The organism is Nonomuraea typhae (assembly GCF_009760925.1).
Taxonomy (GTDB): domain Bacteria; phylum Actinomycetota; class Actinomycetes; order Streptosporangiales; family Streptosporangiaceae; genus Nonomuraea; species Nonomuraea typhae.
The window spans coordinates 199,103-225,853 of the sequence record NZ_VRLV01000018.1; the positions used below are offsets into that span (position 1 = coordinate 199,103).

The 26,751-nt window shown below is 72.6% G+C and carries 27 protein-coding genes and 2 pseudogenes; 15 read left to right on the top strand and 14 right to left on the bottom strand.

Features of this window, described 5'->3' with window-relative positions:
* Positions 1–84: 84 nt before the first annotated feature.
* Positions 85–1,272 carry a cytochrome P450 family protein gene (locus tag FVE25_RS45645; RefSeq protein ID WP_157253775.1) on the top strand — a complete coding sequence of 396 codons (1,188 nt, stop codon included), beginning with the start codon at positions 85–87 and terminating at the stop codon, positions 1,270–1,272.
* 20 nt (positions 1,273–1,292) lie between these two features.
* On the opposite strand, the gene FVE25_RS45650 is transcribed toward FVE25_RS45645, so the two are convergent.
* From FVE25_RS45650 to FVE25_RS45675, 6 genes are all read right to left on the bottom strand, one after another.
* The gene (locus FVE25_RS45650; RefSeq protein ID WP_157253776.1) at positions 1,293–1,682 is read right to left on the bottom strand and encodes a GntR family transcriptional regulator; all 390 of its coding nucleotides are present in this window, start codon (positions 1,680–1,682) and stop codon (positions 1,293–1,295) included.
* The gene (locus FVE25_RS45655) at positions 1,679–2,482 is read right to left on the bottom strand and encodes a hypothetical protein (RefSeq protein ID WP_157253777.1); all 804 of its coding nucleotides are present in this window, start codon (positions 2,480–2,482) and stop codon (positions 1,679–1,681) included. Before FVE25_RS45655 ends, FVE25_RS45650 begins: the two co-directional genes overlap by 4 nt.
* Before the next feature lie 62 nt (positions 2,483–2,544).
* Positions 2,545–3,867: a carotenoid oxygenase family protein gene (locus FVE25_RS45660; RefSeq protein WP_157253778.1), complete on the bottom strand. Its 1,323-nt coding sequence runs from the start codon at positions 3,865–3,867 to the stop codon at positions 2,545–2,547.
* Positions 3,868–3,985: 118 nt separating this feature from the next.
* Positions 3,986–4,966: a hypothetical protein gene (locus tag FVE25_RS45665; RefSeq protein WP_157253779.1), complete on the bottom strand. Its 981-nt coding sequence runs from the start codon at positions 4,964–4,966 to the stop codon at positions 3,986–3,988.
* Between the two features lie 46 nt (positions 4,967–5,012).
* Positions 5,013–7,295 carry an ATP-binding cassette domain-containing protein gene (locus FVE25_RS45670; protein ID WP_181019923.1) on the bottom strand — a complete coding sequence of 761 codons (2,283 nt, stop codon included), beginning with the start codon at positions 7,293–7,295 and terminating at the stop codon, positions 5,013–5,015.
* An 81-nt stretch (positions 7,296–7,376) separates the two neighbouring features.
* Positions 7,377–7,985: a TetR/AcrR family transcriptional regulator gene (locus FVE25_RS45675; RefSeq protein ID WP_157253781.1), complete on the bottom strand. Its 609-nt coding sequence runs from the start codon at positions 7,983–7,985 to the stop codon at positions 7,377–7,379.
* Positions 7,986–8,051: 66 nt separating this feature from the next.
* Here FVE25_RS45675 and FVE25_RS45680 point away from each other — a divergent pair, with 66 nt between their 5' ends.
* Complete coding sequence (locus FVE25_RS45680) at positions 8,052–9,257, top strand: cytochrome P450 (RefSeq protein WP_157253782.1); 1,206 nt, start codon at positions 8,052–8,054, stop codon at positions 9,255–9,257.
* Here FVE25_RS45680 and FVE25_RS45685 read toward each other — a convergent pair.
* Positions 9,254–10,417, bottom strand: coding sequence for a DUF418 domain-containing protein (locus tag FVE25_RS45685; protein ID WP_157253783.1), 1,164 nt, complete (start codon positions 10,415–10,417; stop codon positions 9,254–9,256). The genes FVE25_RS45680 and FVE25_RS45685 overlap by 4 nt on opposite strands.
* Before the next feature lie 136 nt (positions 10,418–10,553).
* A complete protein-coding gene (locus tag FVE25_RS45690; protein ID WP_181019924.1) occupies positions 10,554–11,432 on the bottom strand; it encodes an SDR family NAD(P)-dependent oxidoreductase in 879 nt (292 codons plus the stop codon).
* A gap of 72 nt (positions 11,433–11,504) precedes the next feature.
* Between FVE25_RS45690 and FVE25_RS45695 the strand changes: the two genes are divergently transcribed.
* The 3 genes from FVE25_RS45695 (at position 11,505) to FVE25_RS45705 (ending at position 14,675) form a co-directional block, all read left to right on the top strand.
* Complete coding sequence (locus FVE25_RS45695) at positions 11,505–12,428, top strand: LysR family transcriptional regulator (protein ID WP_157253784.1); 924 nt, start codon at positions 11,505–11,507, stop codon at positions 12,426–12,428.
* An 88-nt stretch (positions 12,429–12,516) separates the two neighbouring features.
* The gene (locus FVE25_RS45700; RefSeq protein ID WP_157253785.1) at positions 12,517–13,272 is read left to right on the top strand and encodes an NAD(P)/FAD-dependent oxidoreductase; all 756 of its coding nucleotides are present in this window, start codon (positions 12,517–12,519) and stop codon (positions 13,270–13,272) included.
* Positions 13,273–13,274: 2 nt separating this feature from the next.
* Positions 13,275–14,675 carry an MDR family MFS transporter gene (locus FVE25_RS45705; RefSeq protein WP_157253786.1) on the top strand — a complete coding sequence of 467 codons (1,401 nt, stop codon included), beginning with the start codon at positions 13,275–13,277 and terminating at the stop codon, positions 14,673–14,675.
* On the opposite strand, the gene FVE25_RS45710 is transcribed toward FVE25_RS45705, so the two are convergent.
* Positions 14,672–17,797, bottom strand: coding sequence for an ATP-binding protein (locus tag FVE25_RS45710; protein WP_157253787.1), 3,126 nt, complete (start codon positions 17,795–17,797; stop codon positions 14,672–14,674). The genes FVE25_RS45705 and FVE25_RS45710 overlap by 4 nt on opposite strands.
* A gap of 85 nt (positions 17,798–17,882) precedes the next feature.
* On the opposite strand from FVE25_RS45710, the gene FVE25_RS45715 reads away from it, so the two are divergent.
* Genes FVE25_RS45715 through FVE25_RS45725 form a run of 3 tightly spaced genes read left to right on the top strand, consistent with a single transcriptional unit; the run spans position 17,883 to position 19,755 of the window.
* Positions 17,883–18,467, top strand: coding sequence for a dihydrofolate reductase family protein (locus FVE25_RS45715; RefSeq protein WP_157253788.1), 585 nt, complete (start codon positions 17,883–17,885; stop codon positions 18,465–18,467).
* A 21-nt stretch (positions 18,468–18,488) separates the two neighbouring features.
* The gene (locus FVE25_RS45720) at positions 18,489–18,974 is read left to right on the top strand and encodes a nucleoside 2-deoxyribosyltransferase domain-containing protein (protein WP_246268487.1); all 486 of its coding nucleotides are present in this window, start codon (positions 18,489–18,491) and stop codon (positions 18,972–18,974) included.
* Between the two features lie 7 nt (positions 18,975–18,981).
* Positions 18,982–19,755, top strand: a complete 774-nt coding sequence (locus FVE25_RS45725; RefSeq protein ID WP_157253789.1) for a carbon-nitrogen hydrolase family protein — start codon at positions 18,982–18,984, stop codon at positions 19,753–19,755.
* A 1-nt stretch (position 19,756) separates the two neighbouring features.
* On the opposite strand, the gene FVE25_RS45730 is transcribed toward FVE25_RS45725, so the two are convergent.
* Positions 19,757–20,101, bottom strand: coding sequence for a YciI family protein (locus FVE25_RS45730; protein WP_157253790.1), 345 nt, complete (start codon positions 20,099–20,101; stop codon positions 19,757–19,759).
* A gap of 74 nt (positions 20,102–20,175) precedes the next feature.
* Here FVE25_RS45730 and FVE25_RS45735 point away from each other — a divergent pair, with 74 nt between their 5' ends.
* From FVE25_RS45735 to FVE25_RS45745, 3 genes are all read left to right on the top strand, one after another.
* Complete coding sequence (locus tag FVE25_RS45735; RefSeq protein WP_157253791.1) at positions 20,176–20,961, top strand: class I SAM-dependent methyltransferase; 786 nt, start codon at positions 20,176–20,178, stop codon at positions 20,959–20,961.
* 135 nt (positions 20,962–21,096) lie between these two features.
* Positions 21,097–21,621: an RNA polymerase sigma factor gene (locus tag FVE25_RS45740; RefSeq protein ID WP_157253792.1), complete on the top strand. Its 525-nt coding sequence runs from the start codon at positions 21,097–21,099 to the stop codon at positions 21,619–21,621.
* Positions 21,618–22,112: a hypothetical protein gene (locus tag FVE25_RS45745; RefSeq protein WP_246268489.1), complete on the top strand. Its 495-nt coding sequence runs from the start codon at positions 21,618–21,620 to the stop codon at positions 22,110–22,112. Before FVE25_RS45740 ends, FVE25_RS45745 begins: the two co-directional genes overlap by 4 nt.
* A 192-nt stretch (positions 22,113–22,304) precedes the next feature.
* Here the strand turns inward: FVE25_RS45745 and FVE25_RS45750 are convergent.
* Both FVE25_RS45750 and FVE25_RS45755 read right to left on the bottom strand, forming a co-directional pair.
* Positions 22,305–23,416 (bottom strand): annotated as a pseudogene (locus tag FVE25_RS45750) (RNA polymerase sigma factor).
* Positions 23,416–23,834, bottom strand: a pseudogene (locus tag FVE25_RS45755) (YciI family protein). The pseudogenes FVE25_RS45750 and FVE25_RS45755 overlap by 1 nt, the downstream one beginning before the upstream one ends.
* On the opposite strand from FVE25_RS45755, the gene FVE25_RS54110 reads away from it, so the two are divergent.
* Positions 23,719–23,991 (top strand): hypothetical protein, encoded by a 273-nt coding sequence (locus FVE25_RS54110; protein ID WP_181019927.1) that lies wholly within the window; start codon positions 23,719–23,721, stop codon positions 23,989–23,991. The pseudogene FVE25_RS45755 and the gene FVE25_RS54110 sit on opposite strands and share 116 nt — an antisense overlap.
* Positions 23,992–24,031: 40 nt before the next feature.
* Complete coding sequence (locus tag FVE25_RS45760) at positions 24,032–24,421, top strand: VOC family protein (RefSeq protein WP_219825947.1); 390 nt, start codon at positions 24,032–24,034, stop codon at positions 24,419–24,421.
* A 45-nt stretch (positions 24,422–24,466) separates the two neighbouring features.
* Here FVE25_RS45760 and FVE25_RS45765 read toward each other — a convergent pair whose 3' ends face one another.
* Complete coding sequence (locus FVE25_RS45765; protein ID WP_246268491.1) at positions 24,467–24,859, bottom strand: winged helix-turn-helix transcriptional regulator; 393 nt, start codon at positions 24,857–24,859, stop codon at positions 24,467–24,469.
* A 127-nt stretch (positions 24,860–24,986) separates the two neighbouring features.
* Here FVE25_RS45765 and FVE25_RS45770 point away from each other — a divergent pair, with 127 nt between their 5' ends.
* The gene (locus FVE25_RS45770; RefSeq protein WP_157253794.1) at positions 24,987–25,409 is read left to right on the top strand and encodes a luciferase domain-containing protein; all 423 of its coding nucleotides are present in this window, start codon (positions 24,987–24,989) and stop codon (positions 25,407–25,409) included.
* A gap of 5 nt (positions 25,410–25,414) precedes the next feature.
* The gene (locus FVE25_RS45775) at positions 25,415–26,329 is read left to right on the top strand and encodes an NADP-dependent oxidoreductase (RefSeq protein WP_157253795.1); all 915 of its coding nucleotides are present in this window, start codon (positions 25,415–25,417) and stop codon (positions 26,327–26,329) included.
* On the opposite strand, the gene FVE25_RS45780 is transcribed toward FVE25_RS45775, so the two are convergent.
* On the bottom strand, positions 26,319–26,711 hold the full coding sequence (locus tag FVE25_RS45780; protein ID WP_157253796.1) for an NUDIX hydrolase: 393 nt from the start codon (positions 26,709–26,711) through the stop codon (positions 26,319–26,321). The genes FVE25_RS45775 and FVE25_RS45780 overlap by 11 nt on opposite strands.
* Between the last annotated feature and the right edge of the window lie 40 nt (positions 26,712–26,751).

Consider the following 26,751-nt stretch of genomic DNA (forward strand, 5'->3'; position numbering starts at 1 on the left):
TTGCCGTACCTGGGCAACCAAGATAGCGTCACCATCCAGATGACAGCATCATCCGAATGATTTCATCATCCAGGAGGCAGGCCCATGGACGTTCCCCCGATCGACCTCACCGACCCCGAGGTGATCCGCGATCCGTTCACCGCGTACGGCCGGGCCAGGGAAAGCGCCCCACTGGCGCGCATCCAGGTGCCGGGGATGCCCGCGTGGTGGGTGGTGCTGCGCCACGCCGACGCCCGGGCCGCGCTGGGCGACGCCCGCCTGGAGATCAAGGCCGGCAGCTTCATGCGGCCCGACGCGCCCGAGGAGGCCCAGCCGTACCTGCGCACGATGTCGGAGCGGCCGGGCCCCGAGCACGCGCGGCTGCGCAGGCTGGTGGCGCCCGCCTTCACACCGCGCCGGGCCGGCGAGCACGCCGGCCGTATCGAGGCGATCGTCGAAGGACTGCTCGACGAGACCGAGGCGGCGGCCGGCGGCGGCGAGGTCGATCTCATCCCGCACTTCACCCGGCCGCTGCCGATGGACGTGATCTGCGCGGTCGTCGGCATCCCCGACGCCGACCGGCCGCTGTGGCGCGTCTGGGGAGCCAGCGTCGCGGGCGGGCGGGGCGGGGAGTTCGCCGCCGCGATCCCCGGCATCCTGGACGGCGCCCGGCAGGCCATCGCCAGGAAGCGCGCCGAACCCGGTGACGACATGCTGTCCGACCTGATCGCGGCCCGGGAGGCCGACGGCGACCGGCTGGCCGAGGAGGAACTGGTCTCGCTCGTCTGGCAGCTCGTGCTGTCCGGGCAGACCCCCACGAACCTCATCGCCAACGCCGTGTGCGCGCTGCTGTCCCATCCGGCCGAGCTCGACCGGTTGCGCGCCGACCCGGGGCTCATGCCGTCGGCCGTGGAGGAGCTCATCCGCTGGTGCGGCCCGACGCTGCTGGTCATCCCCCGATACGCGCGCGAGGAGGTCGAGGTGGCCGGCCGTACCGTGCGCGAGGGCGAGGCGGTCACGGTCGCGGCGGTCTCGGCCAACCGCGATCCTCGCGTCTACACCGAACCCGAACGGCTGGACGTGGGCCGTGACGAGGCCGCCCACCTCGGCTTCGCGCACGGCGCCCATTTCTGTCCCGGCGCCCACCTCGCCCGCGTCACCACCCGGGTGGTGCTCGCCGCCCTGCTCGCCCGCTACCCGCGCCTGGCCCTGGCCGCGAAGCCGGCGGAACTACGCGCGCCCGACCCCGGCACCCTGCGCCTGACCGCGCTGCCGGTCACCCTGGGCCGCTGAACTCTGCGTACGGCGGGCGGTCACGGAGAAGCGTCCTCGGCCACCCCCGCATACTCCGCGATTCCCAGGGCTGCCTCGACGATGCTGAGGGCCTCGGCGTCATCGAGGCCCACGCTCGCCACGACGGCCGCGAAGTCGGCCGCGGCCCGCCGGACGCGTTCGCGGGCCTCCTCGCCCGCCGCCGACACGAACGACCCGGCGCGCCCCCGCGTCTCGATCAGCCCCGCCTCCTCCAGTTCCCGGTAGGCCCGGCCGACCGTGTTGACGGCCAGGCCGAGGTCGGCCGCGAGGCGGCGGATGGTGGGCAGCCTGGCGCCCACGGCCAGCGTGCGGTCCTGGATCTGCCGGGCGAGCTGCGCCCTGAGCTGCTCGAACGGCGGCACCGGGGAGCCCGCGTCGACGACGATCATCGGGCGGCCACGACGTGCCGCGCCATCGCCACACACCCGGGCGTCCTGGCGTGGACGACGACGTAGGCGGCCAGGCCCAGCAGGACGAAGCCGACGGCGGCCGCGGTCCACCAGGAGGGCGCGGAGCCGAACAGCAGGATCGGGGGCAGCGACCACACGACGGCCGGCGACGTGCTCTCGCGCGCGTCCTCGATGCGCAAGACGAAGTCGGCCGTCAGCGAGTCCTCGTCCTCGGCCACGATCGGCCGGGCCAGCAGCTCACGCAGTTGCAGGACGGTGCCCACGCCGACCCCGGCCAGGGCGACCAGCAGGACGATGGCGCCGTATCGCACCGACTCCTCCCCCACGGCCAGCGCCGCGGCGCCCAGCGCGAGCGCCGTGACGAAGGTTCCGGCCGCCACGAGCGCGTACGGCCGCCCGAGCAGTTCGAGCCAGTCCGGCTGGATCGGGTGCGCCGCCCGGCGGGCCAGCGTGGCACCGGCCCGGCGGTCGGCCCGCCGTACCCATGCGTCCAGGAGCGCCCGGAGCAGGAGCAGCCCGACGATCAGCACGCCCAGCACCAGCACGGGCGTGGACCGGTGCGGCCCGGACGCGCCGGCCACCAGGTCGGCCGCCCGCACCGCCGAGGCCCCCAGGATCAGTACGGCCAGCAGGACGCTGCCGAGAGCGCGGGCCCGCAGCCGTACCGTCACCCGTGCGGCCAGCAGGGGCGTCAGCGGGGTGTCGCCCAGGCCGTGCCGCAGCAGCCAGGCATCGGCCAGCCGGGCGGCTGCCGGGCGCCTCACGATGGAGCGCTTCACCTTGCCTCCTCATTTTGTCGCAACCTTTGTAGCAAGATAGTGAGTCATAGGTTGCGACAAAGTCAAGGAAGGCCGGGAAGCCAGGAGCCGTGGAAGCCGGCGGGGACGCGGACCGGCAGCCGCACCTCCGCGATCGGCCGGGCGGACAGGTCGGCGGCGTCCAGGATCGCCAGATAGCCGGCACCCCGGGGGCGGTCGTGGACGAAGGTCATCAGGTAGCCGTCGCCCGGCGTCCCGCCCCGGGGGACGAAGACCGCCTCGCCGCAGGTGTGCCCGGCGGGCAGCCGGTGGACCTCCCGGGCAGCGCCCGCGGCGAGGTCGTACCGGTAGATCTCCGAGCGCTCCGGCTCGGCCTCCAGCGAGAAGCTGGTGACGTACCCGAAGCGGTAGGGCTGCCCGACCTCGGCGTCGGCGACCCGCGGATACTCGACCGCCGCATCGTCCAGCCGCCGCTCGGCGACCGTGCCCGCGGCCAGATCCAGCCGCCATTCGTGCAGGGCGGAAACGCCGCCGCCCATGTCCTGCGGGCCCTCGCGCCACAGCACCGGCACCCGGCAGCCGACGATCGTGATCACGCCGCCGGCCGCCGAAGCGTTCATGGTGTGCCAGACGTAACACGGCTCGACCTCGAACCACCGCACCGGCCCGCCGTCCCGGCGCATCACCCCGAACCGGGCGCCGTGCCCGTCGTCCCACCGCCACGGCAGCCCGGCCGCGGCCATCGCCGGGTCGAAGACCACGGGCAGGTCCATGAAGATCGCGTACTCGCCGGTGATGGCGAAGTCGTGCATCATCGTCGCCCGCGGCACCTCCACCACCTGCGCCTGAAGCAGCTCGCCGGTCGGCGTCGCGCGGTAGTAGGTCAGGTACGGCGGGCGCAGCCGTGACCCGAAGAAGACCAGCTCACCGGTCGCCGGGCAGACCTTGGGATGGGCGGTCATGGGCGTGCGCAGCGCGCCGCCGAAGGTGTACGGGCCGACCGTCTCCAGCTCCGGCGTGATCTCGTAGGGAAAGCCGCCTTCCTCCAGGGCCAGCAGCCGGCCCGCGTGCCCGACCAGGTGGGTGTTGGCGGTGGTGACCCGGTAGTCCATCCGTCCGCTCACCTGGTCGAAGGCCAGCGCGAGCCGGGACCGGCCCGGGTGCTCGTACAGCGGCGTGCGCACGTACCGGTTGCGGTACCAGCGGGCCCGGCCGCCCTCCAGCGCCACCGCGTGGACCATGCCGTCACCGGCGAAGTAGTGCGGTGACCACCCGGTGCGCGGGTTGGGCCCGTTGCGCAGGTACACGCCGTGCAGGTCCTCCGGGATGGCGCCGGCCACCTCGGCCGGCTCCAGCGTGACCTCTTCGGTGACCGGTGCGTTGTTGCCCGTCAGGTGAAGGGACATGAGCGTCGTCCTCCCGTCGTCCGGATGCGGCCGGGCCAGGATGCAGGGAAGACTCCGCGAGAAACAGTCTTGTTCTTATCGGCGCCGTCAGCCGCCCTCAGCCGCCGGCCGCCGGCCGTCAGGCCCAGACGACCGAGACGCCCAGCTGACGTTCGACCTCGCCGATCAGCGACATGATGCCGAACGTCCCCCCGAGCTCCTCGCCCCACAGCAGGCCGAGCGCGGTGGGCTCGTGCGCGTCCAGGACGAGCGAGCCGGAGTCGCCTTTGGCGCAGAACCGCTGGCCGCCGCCGTAGATCTCCACCTGGTGCATCAGGTAGTTCTGCGCGCCTTCGAGCGGCCACTTGATCGTGGTCCACATGCCGGCGATCTGGGCGGGCTGGACGCCACCCGTGGTCGGGCCGGTCATGTACCCGCGTTTGCGCACCGGCTGGAAGAACGCCGGCTCGGCCGTCGCGGTGACCGCGGAGACGAGGTCCGGCTGCCCGGGACCGCCCTGGCCGGCGATCGCGCGGGAGAAACCCCTGAGGTTCTTGGCCGCCACGTCGAGGCGGAAGACGGCGGAGTCGGTCATGCTCACCCGCACCGGCGAGAACGGCAGCGGCGGCACGTTCGGGAAGTCCGCCCTGGCCACCTCGCCGAGGTTGTTCCCGTCCGGGACCGGGAAGACCAGCGGCGGGTTCGCCGGCTGCCACACCGAGTGCGGGAAGCCCGAGCCGGGCCCGCCCACCACGTGGTAGCAGCTCAGGCCGAGCAGCTCGCCCGTGGTGGTGTCCTCCACGATCGCGCCCATGGTCCCGTCGCCGCGCAGCGGCATCCCGACCTTGATGCCGCCGCGCAGCTCCGGATAGTGGGCCTCGTCGGGGAAGGAACACGGCTCGTAGCGCCGCTCGATGACGCACACGCTCACGCCGCCGATCTCCACCGGCAGCTCGGGCACGCTGGTGGCGTCCTCCACGAGGATCCGTACGGCGGGCTCGTCGAAGAGCTCGCCGCCCTCCTCCCTCGCGCCCAGCCCGATGCCCACGACTCCGGGCAGTGCCAGCACCGCCCACTCGACGGCCTGCTTGGCGGCGATCAGTTCCAGGGGAATCTCCATGCCGCCCAGCGTCCGCCCGGCGGCGGGCGATCACATGAGTAGGCCCCTACTCACCCGCCCCGACGTAGGCGCGCAGGTGCTGGGCCGTCAGCGTGGAGCCCTTGTCCACCAGGTCGGACGGCGTGCCGGAGAAGACGATCTGGCCGCCGTCGTGCCCGGCGCCGGGGCCCAGGTCGATGATCCAGTCGGCGTGGGCCATGACGGCCTGGTGGTGCTCGATGACGATGACCGTGTTGCCGGCGTCGACCAGGCCGTCCAGCAGGGCGAGGAGCTGGTCCACGTCGGCCAGGTGCAGGCCGGTGGTGGGCTCGTCCAGGATGTAGGTGGTGCCGTTCTTGGCCATGTGGATGGCGAGCTTGAGCCGCTGGCGCTCGCCGCCCGACAGCGTGGTCAGGGGCTGGCCGAGGCCGAGGTAGCCGAGGCCGACGGAGTTGAGGCGGTCCAGGATGGTCTTGGCCTGACCGGTGGTGAAGTGCTCGCGGGCCTCGGCGGCCGACATGGCCAGGACCTCGCTGATGTCCTTGCCGTGCAGTTTGTAGGACAGGACCTTGGCGGTGAAGCGCTTGCCGTCGCACTCGTCGCAGATCGAGCCGACGTCGGCCATCATCATCAGGTCCGTGTAGATCATGCCGATGCCCTTGCAGGCCGGGCAGGCGCCTTCGGAGTTGGCGCTGAACAGGCCGGGCTTCACGCCGTTGGCCTTGGCGAACGCGGCGCGGATGGGGTCCAGGACACCGGTGTAGGTGGCCGGGTTGCTGCGCCGGGAGCCGCGGATCGGCGACTGGTCGGCCACGACGACGCCGTCGCGGCCGGCGACGTAGCCGTGGATGAGCGAGCTCTTGCCCGATCCGGCCACGCCGGTCACCACCGTCAGCACGCCCAGCGGGACGTCCACGCTGACGTCGCGCAGGTTGTGCAGGGTGGCGCCGGTGACCTGGAGGTGCCCGGACGGGGTGCGGACGTCGTCGCGCAGCCGTACCTTGTGGTCGAGGTAGCGGCCGGTCAGCGTCCCGGAGGCGCGCAGCCCCGCGAGGTCGCCGGCGTAGCAGAGCTCGCCGCCCGCGGCGCCGGCCCCGGGGCCGAGGTCGATCACGTGGTCGGCCACCTCGATGGTCTCCGGCTTGTGCTCGACGACCAGGACGGTGTTGCCCTTGTCGCGCAGTTGCACCAGCAGGTCGTTCATGCGCTGGATGTCGTGCGGGTGCAGGCCGGCGGTGGGCTCGTCGAAGACGTAGGTGACGTCGCTGAGCGGGGAGCTCAGGTGGCGCACCATCTTGACCCGCTGCGACTCGCCGCCGGACAGGGTCGAGGACTCGCGGTCCAGGCTCAGGTAGCCGAGGCCGATCTCGACGAGGGAGTCCAGCGTCATGCCGAGCGTGTCGATCATCGGGCCGACGCCGGTGGCGCCCTGGAGCCCGCGCACGAAGGCGGCCAGGTCGCTGATCTGCATGGCCGAGCACTCGGCGATGGTGCGGCCGTCGATGCGGCAGCCGAGCGCGGCCTGGTTGAGGCGGGTGCCGCCGCAGGCCGGGCAGCCGGTGAGCTTGACGGCCCGGTCGGCGAAGGAGCGCGCGGCCGACTGCATCGTCTCGCGGTCCTTGCCGATGTACTGCTTCCTGATCTTGGGGAGCAGTCCTTCATACGTCATGCTGCCGGAGCCGATCTTCACCTTGGAGGCGGGCGCGCGCAGGAGCCTGTCCCATTCCTCCGTGGTGTAGTCGCGCAGCTTGCGGCCGGTGTCGAAGAAGCCGGAGTGGGCGATGACCTGCCAGTACCAGGTGTTCACGGCGTAGCCGGGCGCGGTGATCGCGCCTTCGTCGAGCGACTTGTCCTTGTCGATCAGCTCGTCCACGTCCACGTCGGTGATCCGGCCCAGGCCCTCGCATTCGGGGCACATACCCTCGGCCCGGTTGAAGCTGAAGTGCGGCGCCGGTCCGACGTACGGCCGGCCGAGCCGGCTGAACAGGATGCGCAGCATGGTGTAGGCGTCGGTGGCGGTGCCGACCGTCGAACGGGCGTTGGCCCCCATCCGCTCCTGGTCGACGATGATCGCGGCGCTCAGGTTGTGCAGCGCCTCCACCTCGGGGCGCGACAGGGGCGGCATGAAGCCCTGGATGAACGCGGTGTAGGTCTCGTTGATCAGCCGGCGTGACTCCGCGGCGATCGTGTCGAAGACGAGCGAGGACTTGCCCGATCCGGATACGCCGGTGAAGACGGACAGCCGCCGCTTGGGAATGTCGAGGGAGATCCCTTTCAGATTGTTCTCGCGGGCGCCGCGGACCTGGATGAAGTCGTGGCTGTCCGCGGCGAGGTGCTCCGAAGGCTGCATATCCTCCATTGTTTCATTGACGCCGCCATTGAAGGTTTTTGCGGGAGAACACCATGAGACGGGAGGAAAAGCCTCAACAGCCTAGGTAAGGCGGGCGCTGCCGAACAGGTGGGAGATCGCGGTCAGGTAGTCCGCCTTCACCCTTTCCTTGTCCTCCTCCGCCGCCTCGGCCAGCGCCATCCCCGCGGCACCCAGGATGTGGAAGGTGATGCGGGTCATCGGCTCGCGCGGCAGCTCGGGAAGCTGCCCGGCCGCGATCAGCCCGCCGACCAGCTGCTCGATCAGCCCGTAGGCGTAGACCCCCTCGAGCTCCTTCCAGCGGTGCCAGCCGAGCGCGAGCGGCGCCTCCTGCCAGACCACCCGGCCGTAGGCCGGGTCGCAACAGCACTGCAGGAACTGGTCGGTGGCCGCCATGGCCGCCTTCCACGGATCGTCGCCCGCCGCCTCGGTCGCCTCGATCACCTGGCGGACCATCCAGCCCTCCAGCTCGCCGGCGACCGCCTCGAACAACGCCGTCTTGCTGGCGAAGTGGTGGTAGACCGCGCCCCGGCTGGCGCCGATGTCGGCGGCCACGTCCTCCAGGGCCGTGGCGGCGAAGCCCCGGTCGGCGAATCGGCGGGTGGCCGCTTCCAGCAGGGCGGCCTTGGTCGCCTGGGAGTACTGCTCCCGGCGGCTCTTGACAGACGACATACGCGGAGATTACTACATACACAGCGTATGTTTCCGACACAGAGTAGGTCACCCGAGGAGACGTCGATGACGGAACTGCTGTTCAACCCCTTCGAGCCCGGGTTCACCGACGACCCGTACCCCGCCTATCGCCGGCTGCGCGAGACCGAGCCGGTGCACGAGAGCCCGTTCGGCTTCTGGGTCATGAGTGGGTACGAGGACATCCACGCGCTGCTGCGCGCCGGGATGTCGGTGGACGACCACAAGCTCGCCTCCGGCCCGGTCCGCGAGCAGCGCGAGCAGCTCGACGCCGCCACCAGCGGCGGCGTGCTCGGGCTGTCCATGCTCGAGCGCGACCCGCCCGACCACACCCGGCTGCGCTCGCTGGTGAGCAAGGTGTTCACCCCTCGCAAGGTCGCCGCCCTGGAGCCGGAGATCACCGCGCTCGTCGACGCCCGCCTGGACGAGATCGCCGGGGCCGGGCGCGTCGACCTGATGGCCACGCTGGCCTTCCCCCTGCCGTTCGCGGTGATCTCGAAGCTGCTCGGCATCCCCGAGGCCGGTCATGAACGCGTGCGCGACCTCAGCGGCCTGCTCGTCCGCACCCTGGAGCCGGTCGCCGACCAGGAGCTGCTCGACGCGGTCGCCAAGGCGGGCATCGAGATGACGGAGATCATCCGCGAGATCATCGCCTGGAAGCGCGCGCACCCGGCCGAGGACCTGCTCAGCGCCCTCATCGCCGCCGAGCAGGACGGTGACCGGCTCAGCGACGACGAGCTGATCGCCCAGGTCACGCTCCTGTACGTGGCCGGGCACGAGACCACCATGAACCTCATCGCCAACGGCGTCACCGCCCTGCTGCGCAACCCCGGCCAGCTCGCGCTCCTGCGTGAACGGCCGGAGCTGGCCGCCAACGCGGTGGAGGAGTTCCTGCGCTATGACAGCCCCGTCCAGCAGACCCGGCGCATCACCCTCGAGCCCTACACCGTGGCCGGCCGTACCATCCCGGCGCGCACGTTCGTCATCGCCGCCCTCGCCGCCGCCAACCGCGACTCGCGCTTCTGGGGTGACGACGCCGAGGAGCTGCGGATCGACCGGGAGCTCGCGCGCAACCACATCTCCTTCGGCGCCGGGGCCCACCACTGCCTCGGCCCGGCCCTGGCCAGGCTGGAGGGCAGGGTGGCCATCGAACGGCTGGTCCAGCGCTTCCCCCGCCTCGGCTTCGCCGGCGAGGTGGAGATGAACGGCCGGATGAACCTGCGCGGACCTCAGCATCTGCCCGTCTCCGTCTAGCCGGTCTTCTTGTACGAGAGCTTGCGCAGCAGCACCTCCCCCGGCCCCCGCCAGCCCGCCCGGCGCATCCACTCGGCCAGCAGGAGCGAGACCACCCACACCCCGGCCGCCACCGCCCAGGTGGCGGCCGCGCCCATCGCGTCGTGCAGGCCCAGCGTGAAGGGGTAGAACAACGCCAGCCACACCACGGACTGGAAGATGTAGAACGTCATCGACCGCTGCCCGAGCGCGACCAGCGCGGTGGTGAAGGGGCCCCGGCGCTCGCCGATCGCCACCGCCGCCAGCCCGACGGCCGCCGCCATGCCGACGCCGCCGAGGTAGCCGGTCAGATCGTGCGCCACCGCCACCAGCCACTGCACCGGAACCGACTCCGTCGCCCACACGCCGGACACCAGCAGCGCCGCGGGCAGCCGCCCGGCCACCGCCAGCAGCAGGAACCCCCAGGTGACGCGGCGCAGCAGGCTGACGTGGCGCTCGGGCTCGTCGAGGATGCGGCGGCGGGCCGCCCAGATGCCCATGAGCATGCCCGGCAGCACGATGAGGCAGGCGATGAGCGTCTCGACCGGCCAGGACGGCAGGCCGGCCACGAGGTGGGTGAGGAAGTCCGGCTCCATGTAGCTCGCCAGCGTCTCCGGGGTGCCCGCGGCGGCCAGGGTGTTCGCCCGGACGCTCTGCCAGGCCAGCAGCAGGGTCGCCGGGATGAGCGTGAGGCCCGCCGTCCAGCCCAGCACCGCGTCGCGAGCCCTGACCAGCGGCGCGGCCATCAGCAGGGTCAGGCCGTAGACGGCGATGATGTCGATCGGGACCAGCACCACGGCGTTGAGGGAGCCGATGACCAGCAGCCAGAAGCCCCTCCTGCGTAGGAGCTTCCTGACCGAGATCCACTCCTCTCCCCTGGCCTGCTGCCGGTAGGCCAGCTGGCCCAGGCCGTAGCCGAACAGGAAGACGAACATCGCGCGGGCCTGGTTGTCGGCCAGCAGGGACTTCAGGAAGCCGACGGCCGTGTTGAGCGCCGCCGGGCCCAGCGACCAGTCGCCGACCAGGGCCGGGGCGTGGGCCAGGGCGATGGCCAGGAGCATGAAGCCTCGGGCCAGATCGGGGGCCAGGGACCTGGCCGAGGTGCTGATCGCCGCACCGGAGGCGTTGAGTGTTTGCGTCATGCCGATCAGCGTCGCCGTCAGGGCTGACAGCGCCCTGATGAGCCCTGTCAGCGGCCGGCGAGCAGGTCTTCCGACAGGGGGCTCAGGCGCCGGACAGGGTCATCCGCCGTGCTGGGGACACCGAAGGGGGTGGTGATCACGTGTGAGCTTCCCTGAGCATGCGGTCCTGCTCGACCGGTGGCGTGCCGCCGTACCAGTCGAGGACCTTGCCGAAGCGGACCAGCTCGCCGTACAGGGCCGGGTCGGCGCGCTCGGCGAAGACGAGGTCGAGGACGGCACGGGCCGCCGCGGCGGGCGATTGGGCGTGGCGGTAGTCGCTGAACCACGGCCGGGAGGTCGCGGTGTCGACCATGCCGGGGCAGACGGCGGCGACGAGGATGCCGGCGGCGAGGTCGCGCTCGCGGCGGGTGGCGGCGAGCGCGCGCACGGCGGCGACCTGGGCGACCTTCGAGGGCACGTTCAGCCAGCGCGGCCAGCCCGCCTCCTCCGCGGTGTTGGTGTGGATGGCGCTGCGCCAGGACTCCACGGCGTACTCGACCTGTTCGAGGCCGGCGCCGTCGAACAGGTGGCGCAGCCGGGGGTTGAGGTGGCCGAGGGTGCCCAGGGTGCTGGCCACCACGAGCAGCCGGCCGCCGGGGCGCAGGATCGGGCCGAAGGCGCGCAGGATCGCGTGGGTGGCGACGTTGGAGACGTCGATGAACTCGTCGGCGCGTTCCTTCGGCGACTCCTCCGGCAGGACGCGGGCGATGGCGTTGGAGATCACGATGTCGGCGGAGCCGAGTTCGCCGGCCAGCCGCGCTATCGCGTCGGTGTCGGTGACGTCGAGGACCCGGGGCCGCACCCGGGCGCGGGTCCCGGCCAGCCCCGCCACCTCGTGGGCGGCCTCGGTGACGCGCCGCTCGTCGCGCCCGGTGAGCAGGACCAGGTCCTCGGCTTCCATGCGGGCGGCGAGCCCTTCGGCGAGGGCCCGGCCGAGGCCCTGGTTGGCGCCCGTGACTAGAGCGATTCTGTTCATGCCCACCACGCTAGGAACGGCGGCCTCCATGCGTCCAACGAGACTTCCGCACGGCTAGTATGCGTAAATGTCATGGACTTCTCGGATGTGTCGCTGACCGCGCTGCGGGTCTTCCGCGCCGTGGCCGAGCAGGGGACCTTCACCGCGGCCGCGGCGTCCCTGGGATACACCCAGTCGGCGGTGTCCAGGCAGATCTCCTCGATCGAGCGGGCCGCGGGCGCGGAACTGCTGGAACGGCGGCGCGACGGGGTGCGGCTGACCGCGGCCGGGCGGCTGGTCATGCGCCGCGCGAGCGTGGTGCTCGAAGAGATCGACGCGGCCGCCCGCGAGCTGTCCGGCCTGCCCTCACCGGGCGGCGTCGTGCGCCTCGGCTGGCTGCCCAGCTCCGGCACGACGGTGGTCCCGCGCGCCCTGGCCACGTTGCGGCGCAGCGATCCGGGCGTGCACGTCGTCAGCCGGGAGGGCACCACGCCGGTGCTGGCGCGCGCCCTGCGGGCGGGAAGCCTCGACCTCGCCCTGCTGGCCTCGGCGCCGCCGTTTCGCGCGCCGGACGACGAGTCGCCGCCGCTGGTGCTGCAGACGCTCACCGAACGCGCGCTCTGCCTGGCCGTGCCCGCGACGCACCCGCTGGCCCGCGGGGACTTCGTCGACGTGGCCGACCTGCGCGGGCAGCGGTGGATCGCCGGTCCGTCCTCCGGCGAGGACCGTCTCATGGGCGTGTGGCCCGGCCTGGACGAACGGCCCGAGATCGCCCACACGGCCCGGGACTGGCTGGCCAAACTGCACCTCGTGGCCGCGGGCTGCGGGTTGACCACGGTCTCGCCCGCGATGGCCGCCGCCGCGCCGCCCGGGGTGCGCGTCCTGCCGGTGCGGGGCGGGCCGCAGGAGCTGCGCCGCCTGCTCCTGGCCCGCCTCCCCGGACCGCCGCCGGGCGAGGCCGCCCTCCGGCTCGCGGCCGCGCTCCGGGCCGCCGCGCTGGCCGCCGTCGATCCGTAAGCTCCCGGCCTGCTCCCTTTGGGGCACTTGACTTCATGTTGACCTGAACCACCAGACTTGCCGCCACACCCATGACTGGAGGCACGTCATGTTCGACGTCGTCATCGTCGGCGGGGGCCCGGCCGGCATGGCCGCCGCGCTGGCCCTCGGGCGGGTCCATCGGCCGGTCCTGATGATCGACGCCGGGAATGGACGCGGCGCTGTCGCCGGTGCCACGCACAACTTCCTGACCAGGGACGGCACGCCGCCCGCCGAACTGCGCAAGCTCGGCCACGAGGAACTGGCCGCCTATCCGGCGGTGCGGGTGCGGGCCGGGACGGTCACCGGGGCGCGCGTGCTGGAGGACGGCTTCCGCGTGGACGTGTCCGGCGGCGAGCCGGTCCGGGCCAGGCGGCTCCTGCTGGCCACCGGGCTGGCCGACGAGTTCCCCGGCCCGCGCGGCGTGGAGGCGCTATGGGGCCGTTCCGCCTTCCACTGCCCCTACTGCCACGGCTACGAATGCACCGGCAGGCGCGTCGCCGTGCTCGGCGCGGATCCGTCGCGGGTACGGCTGGCCCTGCAGCTGAGCCGCTTCGCCGCCGAGGTCGTCCTGTGCGCCGACGGCCGGCCGATCGACGCGGCGGTGCCGGCCGCGCACGGTGTGGCGGTGCGCGGGGAGGCCGTCGCCCGCCTGGAAGGGACCGGCGGCCAGGTGGAACGGATCGTGTTCGAGTCCGGCCCCGCCCTGGCCACGGACGCGGTGTTCGTCGCCAACGTGGCCCGCCAGCGCTCCGACCTGGCCAGGCGGCTCGGCTGCGCGACCGACTTCAACCTGCCCAACCCTCTCGCGCAGACGAGGAGCTGATCGTGGTGGCCGCAAACCTCGCGCCGACCGCCGGCCCGCCGAAGGGCAGCATCGTGCCGCTGGCCACGGCCGGGCTGCTGATCGGCATGCTGCTGTCCGTCCTGGACCAGACGGTGGTCGCCATCGCCTTGCCCGCCATCGCCGACGAGCTGGGCGGCATGGACGCGATCGGCTGGATCGTCACCGCCTACGTGCTGGCCATGACCGCGACCGGCACGCTCTACGGCCGCATCAGCGACCGGTTCGGCCGGCGGCCGGTGTTCGTCACCGCGGTCGCCCTCTTCGTCGTGGGCTCCGTGCTGTGCGGCATGGTCGACACGGCGCCTCAGCTGGTCGCCGCCAGGACCTTCCAGGGCATCGGCGCCGGAGCGCTGTTCGTGCTGCCCACGATCGCGCTGTCGGAGCTGTACCCGCAGCGTCTGCGCAGCCGGGTGCAGGGCTTCACCGGCGTCGTCTTCGCGCTGGCCACCGTGGGCGGCCCGCTGGCCGGCGGCGCGATCACCGACGCCTGGGGGTGGCGCTGGATCTTCTTCATCAACATCCCGCTCGGCCTGCTGGCCATAGGTCTGGCCGCCTTCGCGCTGCGGCTGCCCAAGCCGGGCCGAGGCGGCAAGATCGACCTGCCCGGGGCCGTGCTGATCGCCGGCGCGACGGTCAGCCTGCTGCTGGCCGCCGAATGGGGTGGCCGCACGTTCGCGTGGACCTCCGGCGTGATCCTGGGACTCTTAGGCGCCGTGGCGGTGCTGGTGGCGCTGTTCGTGTGGTGGGAACGCCGGGCGGCCAACCCGCTGCTGCCGCTGCGGCTGTTCGCCGACCCCACGGTGCGGGTGGTGCTCCCGGCGACCTTGCTGCTCGGCGCGCTGCTGAGCGGTTCCCTCGTTTACCTGCCCACGTATCTGCAGGGCAACTACGGCATGGGAGCCACGCAGGCGGGACTGGCGCTTAACCCGTACGTGCTGACGTTCATGGCGGTCTCCTCGATCGCCGGCGCCCGCATCGGCGCGAGCGGCCGGTTCAAGCCCTACCTGATCGGCGGCGCGGCGATCACGGTGGTCGGGCTCGTGCTGTTGAGCCGCCTCACGCCCGGCACCCCTTACCTCGTGCTGGCCCTCGAAATCGCGGTGCTGGGGGTGGGGTTCGGGCTGCTGGCGCAGAACCTGGTGGTCGTCGCGCAGAACGCGGTCTCGCCGGAGGACCTCGCCGCCACCACCTCCGCCGTGGTGTCCGTGCGCGGGCTCGGCCTGTCGATCGGCGTGTCGATCTTCGCCACCCTCCTCACCCGGGAACTCCAGACCCAAGGCACCACCCAGGCGGCGGCGGTCATTCCCGATGTCCTGTTCTGGGGCATCCCGGTCGCCGTGCTCCTGGTCGCGCTGATCACCCTGCTGCCCCGGAAGACCTAAGCCCGCGCCAGCCGCTGCAGCGCCTCGTCCCTGGACAGCGTGGCGCCCCTGCGGTAGGCGGCGGCATAGGCGGATTCGCCGAGTTTGCGGCCGAGCCGGTTGCGCAGGCCGGTCAGTTCCGGGTCACCGAGGTCGAAGACGCCGCGGATCGCCTCACTCATGCCGAGCGCCTGCGCCGCCCCCTCCGGGTCGCCTTCTGCCAGCAGCAGGCGGGCCAGGAGCTGCGCGGAGGCCGCCGGGTCACGGTCGTTCAGCGAGACGGCCATGGCCCGGGGCCACAGCAGCCGGGCCGCCGCGGGCCGGCCGGTGTCGAGCAGGATCGCCATCCGCGTCGGCGCCGCCCGGCCCGCCCCCGCCTCGTCGGGCAGGGTCAGTTCGCCGGCCAGCGCCGTCACCTCGTCCAGCGCGCGCTCGGCCGGCTCCGGCTCACCCGCGCGGCGATGCAGATCGGCGGCCAGGAGCAGGAACTCGATCCGCGCGTGGCGGCGGCCGGCCACCCGCCGCCTGGCCTCCTCCACGTCCTGCCAGGCGCCCTCGGGGTCGCCGCCGCGCAGCCGCTCCCCGGCCAGCCACATCAGGGAGGTGACATCCTCTTCGGTGCCCAGTTCCGCGGCGAGCCGGGCGCTGCGCTCGGCGGTCGCGACGGCTTCGCCGTACTCGCCCTTGACGGAGTGGGCGTGGGCGGTGGCCATCAGCGTGATCGACAGGCCGTAGCGCTCGCCCACCTCCTCGAAGGCGTGGAGCGCGCGGGCGCGGGCGAGTTCGCCGCCGCGCCAGTCGCCGCGGTCGGTCTTGGCGAAGGCGTCCAGCCAGTGGGCGCAGGCGCGCACCCAGGGGTGGGGGTGGACGAGGGCGCGCGGCAGCTCGCGCTCCCACAGGTCGGTGAAGCCGTACAGATGGGCGGGGGCGAGGGCGATCACCGTCATCATCGGGTAGTGGTCGAGGGCGCCGGTGCGCAGACACTCCTCCACGATCGGCCGGACGACCTCCGGCGGCGGCATCGTGCCGCTGTTGTTGGCCAGGAGGTGCGCGGCGGTGAACGTCGCCCGGACGTGCGCGGGCAGCCGCTCGCCGAAGGCCAGCACCTCGGCCACGAAGGTGTCGGAGCGGGCGTCGTACTGGGCGTTCCAGTAGAGGTAGAGCGGGCCGAGCAGGCGCCAGGCGGTCTCGGCGTCGCCGCCGTCGATGGCCGCGCGCAGGGCGAAGACCAGGTTGTCGTAATCGGCGGCGAACGCCGCGCCGACCTCGAGCTGCCGCGCGGTCAGCATCAGCGGCTCCTGCGCCGTGGCGAACTCCACGTAGTGGCGGCGGAAGCGGGCGGCCACCTGCTCGTGCTCACCGGCCAGCCGCAGCTGCTCGGCGGCATAGGCGCGGACGGTCTCCAGCATCCGGTATCGAGGCTCGGCCGCGCCGTCGCTGTCCGCGAACGACTTCTCCACCAGCGAGCCCAGCACGTACACCACGTCCTCGGGGGGCAGCGAGTCGTCGGCGCACACCGCCTCCGCCGCCGCGGCCCGCGCGCCCGCCGGGAACATCGACAACCGGCGCGCGAGCGTGCGCTCCTGCTCGGTGAGCAGATCCCAGCTCCACTCGACCACCGCCAGCAGCGTGCGCTGCCGGGGCAGCGCCGCCCGATCGCCCGAGGTCAGCAGCCGGAACCGGTCGTCGAGCCGGCGGGCGATCTGCTCGACGCTCATCGAGCGCAGCCGGGCCGCCGCCAGCTCCAGGGCCAGCGGCAGCCCGTCCAGGCGGCGGCAGATGTCGGTGACCGGACCCGTGGTCAGCTCGTCCAGCCGGAACTCCGGCCGCACCGCCGCGGCCCGGTCACCGAACAACCGCGCCGCCTCACTCTCCGGCAGCGGTCCCAGCCGGCACAGCGCCTCGCCGGTGATCGCCAGCGCCTCCCTGCTGGTCGCGATCATCCCCAGGTACGGCAGGCGGTCCAGCAGCCCGCTCGCCAACTCGGCGGCGGCCGGTACCAGGTGCTCGCAGTTGTCCAGCACGAGAACGGCGGGCTCGGGGCCGATCAGTTCCGCGACCCGCTCCATCGGATCGGCGCCGGCGCCCGGGTCGTCGGCCGTTCCAGGGGCGGGCATCCTGGGATCGCCTGGCCGCCGACCGGCCGCGCTGAGCACCCCCAGCACCGCCTCGGCCACCCGCGCAACGTCCGCTTGCGCCGGCACGCTCACCCCGGCCAGCGAGGCGAACCACACCCGCTGCCGCCCGGCCATCGCCTCGACGGCCAGCCGGGTCTTGCCCGCGCCGCCCGGCCCCACGATGGTGACCAGGCGGTGCCGTTCCATCAGCTCGGCCAGCGCGGCCAGCTCCGCTTCACGGCCGACGAAGCTGGTCAGCCGCCGCGGCAGCCGTACCGGAGAAGGGGCGGGACCCTCGCCCTGGAGCACGAGCAGGTGGGCGGCACGCAGCTCGGCCGACGGGTCGGCGCCCAGCTCGTCGGCCAGGGCCAGCCGTACCCGCTCGAAGACCGCGAGCGCCTCGGCCTGGCGACCGGCGGCGTGGAGGGCGCGCATGAGCAGGGCGGCGGCGCGTTCGCGGAGAGGGTCGTCCTCGACGGCGGCCTTCAGGTCGGTCAGGACGCCGAGATGGCGGCCGAGCAGGATCTCCGCCTCGCAGCGGTCCTCCTCGGCGCTCCGGCGGAGATCGGCCAGGCGGGCGGCGGCCGACGCGGCGAACGGGACGTCCGGCAGGTCGGCCAGCGCGCTTCCCCGCCACAGCGCCAGGGCCGGGCCGAGGCTGGCGGCGGCCGGGGCGGGGCGTCCCTCGGCCAGCTCCCGGTGGCCCTGCGCGGCGAGGGTCTCGAAGCGCTCGGCGTCCACGTCCGCCGCGGCCACGACCAGGCGGTAGCCGCCGGTGGCCGACTCCAGCGGCGCGGCGCCGTTGATGGCCCGGCGCAGGCGCGACACCAGGGCCTGCAGGGCGTTGGCGGCGTCGGCGGGCGGAGCGTCTCCCCACAGGTCGTCGATCAGCGTCGCGGCCGGGACGACGGCGCCCGGGGCGAGCGCGAGCCTGGCCAGCAGCATGCGCAGCCGGACGCCGCCGATGTCGATCGGCGCGCCGTCTTCCGTGTATGCCTGGACAGAACCCAGCAAAGCAACCCGCACGCCCCCATCTTCCCCTGTTCTTGAGGCTGTGCCGCGACTGGCTGAGAATCGACAGGCAAGCTCGCCGACTTTCCCGGGAGATGTGATGGGTTCCGTGGTCATGCACAACGTGGTATCCGTGGACGGCTTCATCGCCGACGAGAACGACCAGGTCGGGCCGTTGTTCGACTGGTACGCCAACGGCGAGGCCCCGCTCGTCGAGGACGGCTCGATCAAGGTGTCGCAGGTCTCGGCCGCCTACGTCAAACCCGTGTGGGCCAAGATCGGGGCGATGGTGATCGGGCGGCACCTGTTCGACATGACCAACGGCTGGGAGGGCAGGCCGCCTGCGGGCGACCACGTGGTCGTGCTCTCGCACCGGCCCAAGCCCGACGGGTGGCATCCGGAGGCGTCCTACCACTTCGTCGCCGACGTCGCGAAGGCGGTCGAGCTGGCCAGGGAACTGGCCGGGCCGGACCGCAACGTCGCCGTGGCCGCGGGCGAGGCCGGCGGGCAGGTGCTCGCCCTCGGCCTGGTGGACGAGGTGGCAATGGACGTCGTGCCCGTGGTGTTCGGCTCGGGCAAGCGGTACTTCGGGTCGGTGAACGCCCAGCACCTGCTCGAGGACCCGCATGTGGTGATCCAGGGTGACCGGGTGCTGCACCTGGCCTACCGCGTCCGCCGCCCGTAGCCGGCAGAACGGAACCGTGTCGTGAGCATCGCCGTCGTCATGGCCCGCGAACCCCTCCCGGCCACCGGGCCGTCGGTGTTCCTCGCGGGTCCCACCCCGCGCGCCGCCAACGTGCCCTCCTGGCGGCCGGCCGCCATCGACGCCCTCGCCGGCCAGTGGACCGGCGAACGGCCGCTGACCATCCTGAGCCCCGAGTCCCGGGACGGTAAACGGGCCGAGCACTACGAGGACCAGGCCGACTGGGAGAGCGCGGCGCGTGAGGGCGCCGGCGCGATCCTCTTCTGGATCCCCCGCGACCTGCGCACGCTGCCCGGCTTCACGACCAACGTCGAGTTCGGCCTCGACGCGGGAACCGGGCGCGCCGTGCTCGGCTGCCCGCCCGGCTGTCCCAACCCGGAGCGCAACCGCTACCTCATCTACGTCGCCCACCGTCTCGGCGTGCCCGTCCGCACCACCCTGGAGGAGACCGTGGCCGCCGCCCTCGACCTCGTCAGAGGGGCTCTATGATGCGCCCGTGACACTGATCGTGGCAGTTGCCCAGATTTCCGTGGAGTTCGGGGACGTGGCGGCCAACGCCCGCACGTCCGCCGCCCTCATCCAGGAAGCCTCCGAATCCGGGGCGAAGCTCGCCCTCTTCCCCGAGCTGTCGCTGACCGGCTACGACCTCGCCCTCTTCGACGACCCCGCGGCCTGGGTCGGCCGGGACGATCCCCGGCTCGACCCGGCCCGCAAGGCCGCGCAGAACACCGGTGTCACCGCCGTGGTGGGCGCCGCCTACCGCCACGAGGACGGCACTGCGTGGATCGCCTCCCTGGCCCTGCTCCCGGACGGCGAGATTCACGTGCACGGCAAGCGGTACCTGCACGGCCGTGAGCGCGAGCTGTTCCGCCCGGCGGGTCCCGGCCGCCTCCTGGAGGTGGACGGCTGGCGGGTCGCCCTGGCCATCTGCTACGACGCCGGCGTCCCCGCCCACGCGGAGGACGCCGCCCGCCGGGGCGCGGAGGTGTACGCCGGATCCGTCCTCTACACCCTGGAGGAGACCCGCCGCATCGACCTGCACTTCGGGGCGCGGGCCATGGACCACCGCATGTACGGCGTGGCCGCCAACTACGCGGGATCCGGGCCCGGCTGGGTGTCCTGCGGCGGAAGCGGCGCCTGGCACCCGGACGGCACCCGGATGACGCAGGCACCGGCCACCCCGGGCCTGACGACCGTGTCCCTGTCACGTGCCCAGGTGCGGGCGATCCGCGACAAGGACGCGAAGGCCGGTTACCCGCGCGGCGCCTGACTCACTCCGGCGTGGCGTCGAACAGCGGCCGCACCTCGACTCCGCCGCCTTCGAGCACGACCGGATTGAGCTTGCAGATCTTGAGCGCCACGTCCAGATCGGGCGCCTCCAGGATGAAGAACCCGGCGACGACCTCCTTGGTCTCGATGAACGGCCCGTCGGTGACGGCCTCGCCGCGCACCGCCGTGGCCGTGGTGCTGGGCTGCAGCGCGTACCCGCGCACGGCCCGGCCGCCGAGTTCCTCGATCTGCGCAGGGTAGTGCTCCAGCGCCTGCTGGTACTCGGGCGAGATCTGCAGGGGGTCGGCGGGGGCTGGCTGGTAGATCAGAATCGCGTACTGGGGCATGGTGCCCTCCTTTCCTTCTCTGACCTTCCGACAAAGGAGATGCGCGGGGATCGACAGCCACGTCATGATCGACCATGGACGTCACCGCGGAGCTTCACGCCTACTACGAGCAGGACAAAGAACACCTCAGGCTGCGCGAAGGCGCTCAACGCCTGGAATTCTGGCGCACCCAGGACGTCCTGCGCCGGATCCTGCCTGCGGCGCCCGCACGTGTCCTGGACGTGGGCGGCGGCCCGGGGGCGCACGCCGAGTGGCTGGCCGCCGACGGCTACCGGGTCGCCTTGCTGGATCCCATCCCGCTGCACGTCGAGCGCGCCGCCGGCCTGCCGGGAGTCACCCCGGTGGTGGGCGACGCGCGCCGCCTGCCGTACCCGGACGCGAGCATGGACGCGGTCCTTCTCCTCGGCCCGCTCTACCACCTGGCCGACCGCGCCGACCGGCTGCTCGCGCTGAGCGAGGCGCGGCGCGTGGCCCGGCCGGGCGCCCCGGTGGCCGCCGCCACGATCAACCGGCATTCGGCGGTGCTCGGCATGATCCGCCTGGGCCAGTACGTCCACGAGCCGGATCGGCGGGCTGCCCGGGCCGCCGCAGAAGGCGGGAGCATGCTGTCACCCAGGGGGTTCACCGCGTACTTCCACGACCCCGATGAGGTGGCCGGCGAGTTCGCCGACGCCGGGTTCGGCGACGTCGCACGCTACGGCCTGGAGGGGGCGTTCTGGCTCTACGGTGACGTCGACGACTGGCTCGACGATCCGGTCCGCAGGGCGCTGATGCTCGACGCCCAGCGCTCGATGGAGTCGGAGCCGTCCTTGCTCGGCGTCTCCGGCCACCTGCTCACCGTCGCCCGCAAGCAGCGGTAATGGCAAGCTGCGCTCGTGCGAAGGGTCGTCCTCGGTGCTGTTCAGACCTTTGCCGATGACGGCGCGCCGGCCGAGATCGGCGGCGTGAACCCGATCGTCCTCCCGCCCGACTGTGCAGGGTGACGGGAGGACGAGATGACCGATGAGCTGCTCGTGGTCCGCGCCCAGCTGGGTGAGCGCGCGGCGCTGAACGAGCTGGTGACACTCTGGCAGGTGCCGGTGTGGACATACGTCCGGCGCATGCTGGACGCCGAGCGGGCCGACGACGTCAGCCAGGAGATCTGGCTGGCGGTCTTCCGCGGCCTGCACCGCCTGCGGGAGCCGGGCAGGTTCGCGCCCTGGTTGTTCACCATCGCCCGCCGGTCGGTGACCGATCGCCTGCGCGGCGAATACGCCCGTGAGGCGGAGGAACACGCCGCGGGCGAGGCGGTCACCGGCGACCCCGGTGACGCGGTGGTGAACCGCGCCGACCTGATCGGCGCGCTGGCGGGCCTGCCTCTGCTGGAGCGGGAAGTGCTCGTCCTGTACTACCTGGAGGACCTTCCGGTGGAGGACTGCGCCCAGATCTGCGGCGTCCCCGCCGGCACGGTCAAGTCCCGGCTCAACCGCGCCCGTCGGCTGTTGCGCGCGCATCTGGAGGAGAAGGGGTATCGGCCATGACCGAGGACCAGCCGCGGCTGTCGGCGCGGGAGATGATCGAGAAGCTGGAGCCGTCGCTGTCGCGGTGGCGGCGCGTTCGCGCGGTGACGGCCCTGCTGGCCGGGCTGGCCGGGCTGGTGTTCGTGGCCGCGCTCTGGTGGAGCGAGCCCGGTCCCCTGCCCGGCCGCACCCAGCTGGGGTTCGCGATGTTCGTGGTGTTCTGCCTGGCCTGGGCCGGGTACGGCGCGTGGCTGCTGACGCGCCGGGTGCCGATGTTCGTCACCGACCGGGTGATCGCCGCGTGGATCGCGGTGGCCGCCTCGGTGACCACCACCACGCTGCTGGCCGTCGTGGCCGTGCAGCGGGGCACCGGCCTGGTGCTCGCGCTGGTGATCGGGGGGGTGTTCATCCTGGTGTCGGCGGCGCTGGCCGTACGAGCTCATGGACGGCGGGCGGCGCTGCTGCGGCGCATCCGCGAGCTCCAGTCTCCGGGTGAGCAGACGTCCTCGTAGGGGCGCCGCCACCATTCTCTGAACGGAAGTTGTGGCCTGGGCCCGGGGTTCGCGGGGTCCAGGCCACAACGCGTGGCCCGCCACCAGAACGCTTTATATGAATGGATATATCGGGCCATATCAGGATTTGCATCGGTTGTGCCGGCGCAACACTTCGCCAAATCCCGGTGGCGACACAAAACCGGGAACTATTTATGGGCCGTGGAGTTCGCCCGCCTTACGCAACAGCACCCGCCGCTCACGGACGTTCCCGCACAACCTCGCCGCCAGCTCCAGCTCCGCCCGCGCCTCATCGGTACGGCCCAGCCGCGCCAGCAACTCACCCCGCACGCTCGGCAGCAGATGAGACCCGGAAAGCCGCGCGGAGGCGGCCAGCTCGTCCACGAGGGCCAGCGCCTGCCGCGGCCCGTGGGCCATCGCGACGGCCACGGCCCGGTTGAGCTCGACCACGGGCGACGGCGCCACGCGACCCAGCGCCTCGTACAGGAGCACGATCCGCTCCCAATCGGTCTCCGGCACCGACGCCGCCGCCGCGTGGCAGGCGGCGATCGCGGCTTGGAGACCGTACGGGCCGAGGCCGCGCCCGAGCGCGGAGGCGCGCTCGACCGCGGCCTGCCCGCGGCGGATCGCCGAGCGGTCCCACAGCCGGCGGTCCTGATCCTCCAGCAGGACGGCCTCGCCGTCGGGACCGGTGCGCGCGGGAAACCGCGCGGCCGTGAGCTCGAACAGCGCCAGCAGCCCGTGCACCTCGGGTTCGCCGGGCTGCAGCGAGACCAGCATCCTGGCCAGCCGGATCGCCTCGTAGGCGAGGTCGGTGCGCAGCAGGCTGTCGCCGGCCGTCGCGGTCGAGCCCTCGGTGAAGATCACGTACAGCACGCTGAGGATGCCGCCCAGCCGTTCGCGCCGCTGCTCGGCCGGCGGCAGCTCGAACGGCACCGCCGCCGCGGCGATCGTCTTCTTGGCCCGCGTGATCCGCGCCTGCACGGTCGGCACGGGCACGAGGAAGGCCCTGGCGATCTCCTCACTCGACAGGCCGCCGACCGCGCGCAGCGTCAGCGCGACCCGGGCCTCGGGCGAGAGCACCGGGTGGCAGGCCATGAACATGAGGGCGAGAACGTCGGCGGCCCCTCGCGGGACCAGGTGACGAGCGCCTCGGCCACCGCCTCCTGCGCGACGTCCTCGGCCAGCGCGAAGTCCCCGGTGTAGCGGGCCAGCGCGCCGACGATCCTGGCGGACTCGATCCGCCAGACGGCCTCGACGGCCCGCCGCGCCGCCTCGGTGCCCGGCGAGCCGTCGTCGGGCATCAGAGCTGGCCCGTGCGCTCGCGCCACGCGCGCTCCTTGACGATCCACTCGTTGTCCTGCGGGAACTCGTCGATCGTCGGCACGCGGCGGATCTCGCACTTCGTGCCGGGAATGCGCGGCAGGCGCTTGGCCCATCGACCGCCTCCTCCTTCGTGGCCACGTCGAGGAGGTAGAAGCCGCCGAACAGCTCCTTCGTCTCGCCGTACGGACCGTCGGTGACGACCGGCGTCTCCCCGCTGAAGTCGACCACCACCCCCTGAGAGGGATCGTCCAGGCCCTCGGCGGCCAGAAGCACGCCGGCCTTGATCATCTCGTCGTTGATCCGGCCCATGGTCTCGAGCATCTGCTCGAAGGGCGTGTCCATCATCGCGGCGATGCTCTCGTCGGTGCCGCGCATGATCAGCATGTATTCGGCCATCGTTCGTCGCTCCTTCGTCCGGGGCCGCCTGCCGACCCTTTCACCCACAGGTCGAACGGCGCAGGGTGGGATCGACAAACACTCCGGACATCTTCCCGGCGCGCTCACGGCGGATCGGTCAGGAATGAAGAAGCCCGCCGGAGCGCCCCCGGCCTAGCGTGATTCGGGAGAGAACGTCAACACGTAGGGAGACAGCCGTGTCACTGCAGGCGAGCGTCATCATGCTCGGCGTCAAGGATGTCGAGCGGGCCAAGAAGTTCTATGCCGAGGGGCTGGGCTGCGAGGTCACCCAGGACTACCCCGGTTTCGTCAGGTGCAGCCTGGGCGAGGGGTCCTCGGATCTCGCGCTCTATGGGCGGGAGGAGGCGGCGGAGGAGATCGGCGTCCCGGCGGAGGGGTCGGGGTTCCGCGGGGTCTCGTTCCACTTCATCACCAACTCCCGGGACGAGGTGGACGAGGTCGTCCGCGCCGCGGAGGCGGCCGGCGGCACCCTGGTCAAGGCGGTGGCCGAGGCCGACTGGGGCGGGTACTTCGGGTACTTCAGCGACCCGGACGGCCACCTGTGGAAGGTCGTCTGCCCCACCTGAGAAGGCGTCGTGCGGGCGCCGTCCGGCAGCCCGCACCGGCACTCCTCAGCCGCCCGCGTCGTAGCGCACCCGTGAGGCCGCCACGTACTCCCGGTGCCGGTCGGCCCAGTCGATGAGCGCGGCGACCTGCGTCGAGAGCGTCCGCCCCACCGGCGTCAGCGCGTAGTCCACCCGCGGCGGCGAGGACGGCGTCACCGTGCGCTCCACCAGGCCGTCGCGTTCCAGGCTGCGCAAGGTGAGGGTCAGCATGCGCTGGGAGATGCCGTCGATGGCCCGCTGCAGCTCCGAATAGCGCTTGGACCCGCTGCCGAGCAGGTGCATCACCAGTACGCTCCACTTGTCGCCCACGCGGTCGAGAACCTCCCGCAACTGGCAGACCGGATCGCCTTCGCGCACATCGGTGTGCGTAGCGCGGGTCAAAGTGCCTTCTTCCGTCATGACGGCATTGTCAACCACACTCATCTCACGCACAAGAAGTAACCAGCACACAGAAAGTGCGGTAGTGATGAGTGTTGATCTGACGGATCCGCCGCGAAGGCCCGGTCCACGCCCGCGGACGACGGGTGTGGAGATCCCCCACGACCAGCTCGACCAGTTCTCCCCGGCGCACATCAGAGCCGCGCTGGTCGAGCGGGCGCAGGCGCTGGCCGGCGTGTTCACCGGCCCCAGCCAGGTGTCGGAACCCGCCTCCCTGGCGTTGCGGCTGCGTGAGCCGGCCGGCCCGTGGGCGGCGTTCCTGCACCCCAGCGCCGACGAGTTCGGCCACATCCATCGTGCCGGGTTCCTCCACCTCACCGTGCCCCTGGCGCTCATCGAGCCGCTTCAGCGGGCCGGCTGGATCGAACCGCACCCCATCAGCCTGCGCCCGGAGTGGCCGGACACGATCGTCATGCTCTACGCGCCTCGCGACGAGGCCGAACTGGCCGTCGCCGCGGCCGTCCTGGACGCCTCCTGGCTGCAGGCCACCTCTTCTCGTGAAATGACGTGATACCCATGCGTGCTATGGCTTTCCCCGACTTCGGCGCCGTCCTCGCCCCCGCCGACCTGCCGGTTCCCGCGCCGGGACCCGGCGAGGTGCTGGTCCGGGTACACGCCTCCTCGGTCAACGGCTTCGACCTCGGCGTGCTGGGCGGCACGTTCCAGGGCATGTTCGCCTACGACTTCCCCGTGGTGCTCGGCAAGGACTACTCCGGCACGGTCGAGGCGACAGGCGACGGCGTGACGTCCCTGGCGCCGGGCGACGAGGTGTTCGGCGTGGTCATGCGCCCGTCTCTGGGGCAGGGCGGCTTCGCCGAATACGTCGTGGTTTCGGAGCAGTACGGCCTGGCCAAGCTGCCCGGCGGCCTCGGCCATGCCCGCGCCGGGGCCCTCGGCCTGGCCGGAACCGCCGCGTTCGACGCCGTCGAAGCCGTCGCCCCCGCGCCCGGCGAGACCGTCCTCATCTCCGGCGCGACCGGCGGCGTGGGCGCGTTCGCCATCCAGTTGGCCGCCGCCCTCGGCGCCCGGGTGATCGCCACCGCCAGGCCCGGCGCGGAAGCCGCCTTCGTCACCGGCCTCGGCGCCACCTGGGCCGTCGATCCGGCCGTCCTGGAGACGCAGGTGCGTGCCATCGCCCCCGGCGGCGTGGACGCGGCACTCCACCTGGCCGGCGACGGCCCGGCCGTCACCGCCCTGCTCACCGAGGGCGGCCGCCTGGCCTCGACCCTCCACTACACCCCCGGCGGGGACGTCAAGGCCACCGCGGTCATGGCCGACCCGAACCCCGCCACCCTGGCCAGGCTGGCCGCCGACGCCGCCACCGGCCGCCTGCGCGTCCCGGTGTCCAGGACGTACCCCCTGGCCGAGGCGGCACAGGCCGTCGCCGACTTCACCGCCGGGACCGTGGGCAAGCTCGCGATCACGATCTGAGGCCGGCCTCGCGCATGACGCGCCGGTAGAGCGGGGCGAAGCCGTCCTCGATCCAGATGCTGCCGTAGACGTGGCCGGGGCCGGCGAGGCGGCGGCCGGTGGTCTCGTGGCCGGGTCGCCACGGCCGGAGCTCGACCGCGGCGACCCACCAGGCGCGCACCAGGACGTCAAGCCACGTTTCTCCTGCTTCCGGACGGCCGCCGGGCATCCCCCACCGCCCGTCGCCGCCCGACACGAGCACGACGTGATCGCCGGAGAAACACACGGCGGCCGACCCGTGCGGGCTGCCCTCCGGCGGGTCCGGCGGCGGGAACCAGGCGAGCTGCCAGTCCTGGCCGTGGCTGGTGACCGGCCAGGATCGTCCGTCTTCGGCGATGTCCACGGCATCACACCGTGAGGTGAGGAAGCGCTGTTGGCAAGAG

What these genes read in the sequence shown, in the direction of transcription:
- FVE25_RS45700 (WP_157253785.1), top strand. Translation starts at nt 12,517, where the DNA reads ATGTTCGACGTCGTCATCGTCGGCGGGGGCCCGGCCGGCATGGCCGCC.
- FVE25_RS45715 (WP_157253788.1), top strand. Translation starts at nt 17,883, where the DNA reads ATGGGTTCCGTGGTCATGCACAACGTGGTATCCGTGGACGGCTTCATC.
- FVE25_RS45650 (WP_157253776.1), bottom strand. Translation starts at nt 1,682, where the DNA reads ATGATCGTCGTCGACGCGGGCTCCCCGGTGCCGCCGTTCGAGCAGCTC.
- FVE25_RS45775 (WP_157253795.1), top strand. Translation starts at nt 25,415, where the DNA reads ATGCGTGCTATGGCTTTCCCCGACTTCGGCGCCGTCCTCGCCCCCGCC.
- FVE25_RS45665 (WP_157253779.1), bottom strand. Translation starts at nt 4,966, where the DNA reads ATGGAGATTCCCCTGGAACTGATCGCCGCCAAGCAGGCCGTCGAGTGG.
- FVE25_RS45675 (WP_157253781.1), bottom strand. Translation starts at nt 7,985, where the DNA reads ATGTCGTCTGTCAAGAGCCGCCGGGAGCAGTACTCCCAGGCGACCAAG.
- FVE25_RS45740 (WP_157253792.1), top strand. Translation starts at nt 21,097, where the DNA reads ATGACCGATGAGCTGCTCGTGGTCCGCGCCCAGCTGGGTGAGCGCGCG.
- FVE25_RS45695 (WP_157253784.1), top strand. Translation starts at nt 11,505, where the DNA reads ATGGACTTCTCGGATGTGTCGCTGACCGCGCTGCGGGTCTTCCGCGCC.
- FVE25_RS45680 (WP_157253782.1), top strand. Translation starts at nt 8,052, where the DNA reads ATGACGGAACTGCTGTTCAACCCCTTCGAGCCCGGGTTCACCGACGAC.
- FVE25_RS45735 (WP_157253791.1), top strand. Translation starts at nt 20,176, where the DNA reads ATGGACGTCACCGCGGAGCTTCACGCCTACTACGAGCAGGACAAAGAA.
- FVE25_RS45645 (WP_157253775.1), top strand. Translation starts at nt 85, where the DNA reads ATGGACGTTCCCCCGATCGACCTCACCGACCCCGAGGTGATCCGCGAT.
- FVE25_RS45670 (WP_181019923.1), bottom strand. Translation starts at nt 7,295, where the DNA reads ATGCAGCCTTCGGAGCACCTCGCCGCGGACAGCCACGACTTCATCCAG.
- FVE25_RS45765 (WP_246268491.1), bottom strand. Translation starts at nt 24,859, where the DNA reads ATGACGGAAGAAGGCACTTTGACCCGCGCTACGCACACCGATGTGCGC.
- FVE25_RS45745 (WP_246268489.1), top strand. Translation starts at nt 21,618, where the DNA reads ATGACCGAGGACCAGCCGCGGCTGTCGGCGCGGGAGATGATCGAGAAG.
- FVE25_RS45690 (WP_181019924.1), bottom strand. Translation starts at nt 11,432, where the DNA reads ATGAACAGAATCGCTCTAGTCACGGGCGCCAACCAGGGCCTCGGCCGG.
- FVE25_RS45660 (WP_157253778.1), bottom strand. Translation starts at nt 3,867, where the DNA reads ATGTCCCTTCACCTGACGGGCAACAACGCACCGGTCACCGAAGAGGTC.
- FVE25_RS45730 (WP_157253790.1), bottom strand. Translation starts at nt 20,101, where the DNA reads ATGCCCCAGTACGCGATTCTGATCTACCAGCCAGCCCCCGCCGACCCC.
- FVE25_RS45685 (WP_157253783.1), bottom strand. Translation starts at nt 10,417, where the DNA reads ATGACGCAAACACTCAACGCCTCCGGTGCGGCGATCAGCACCTCGGCC.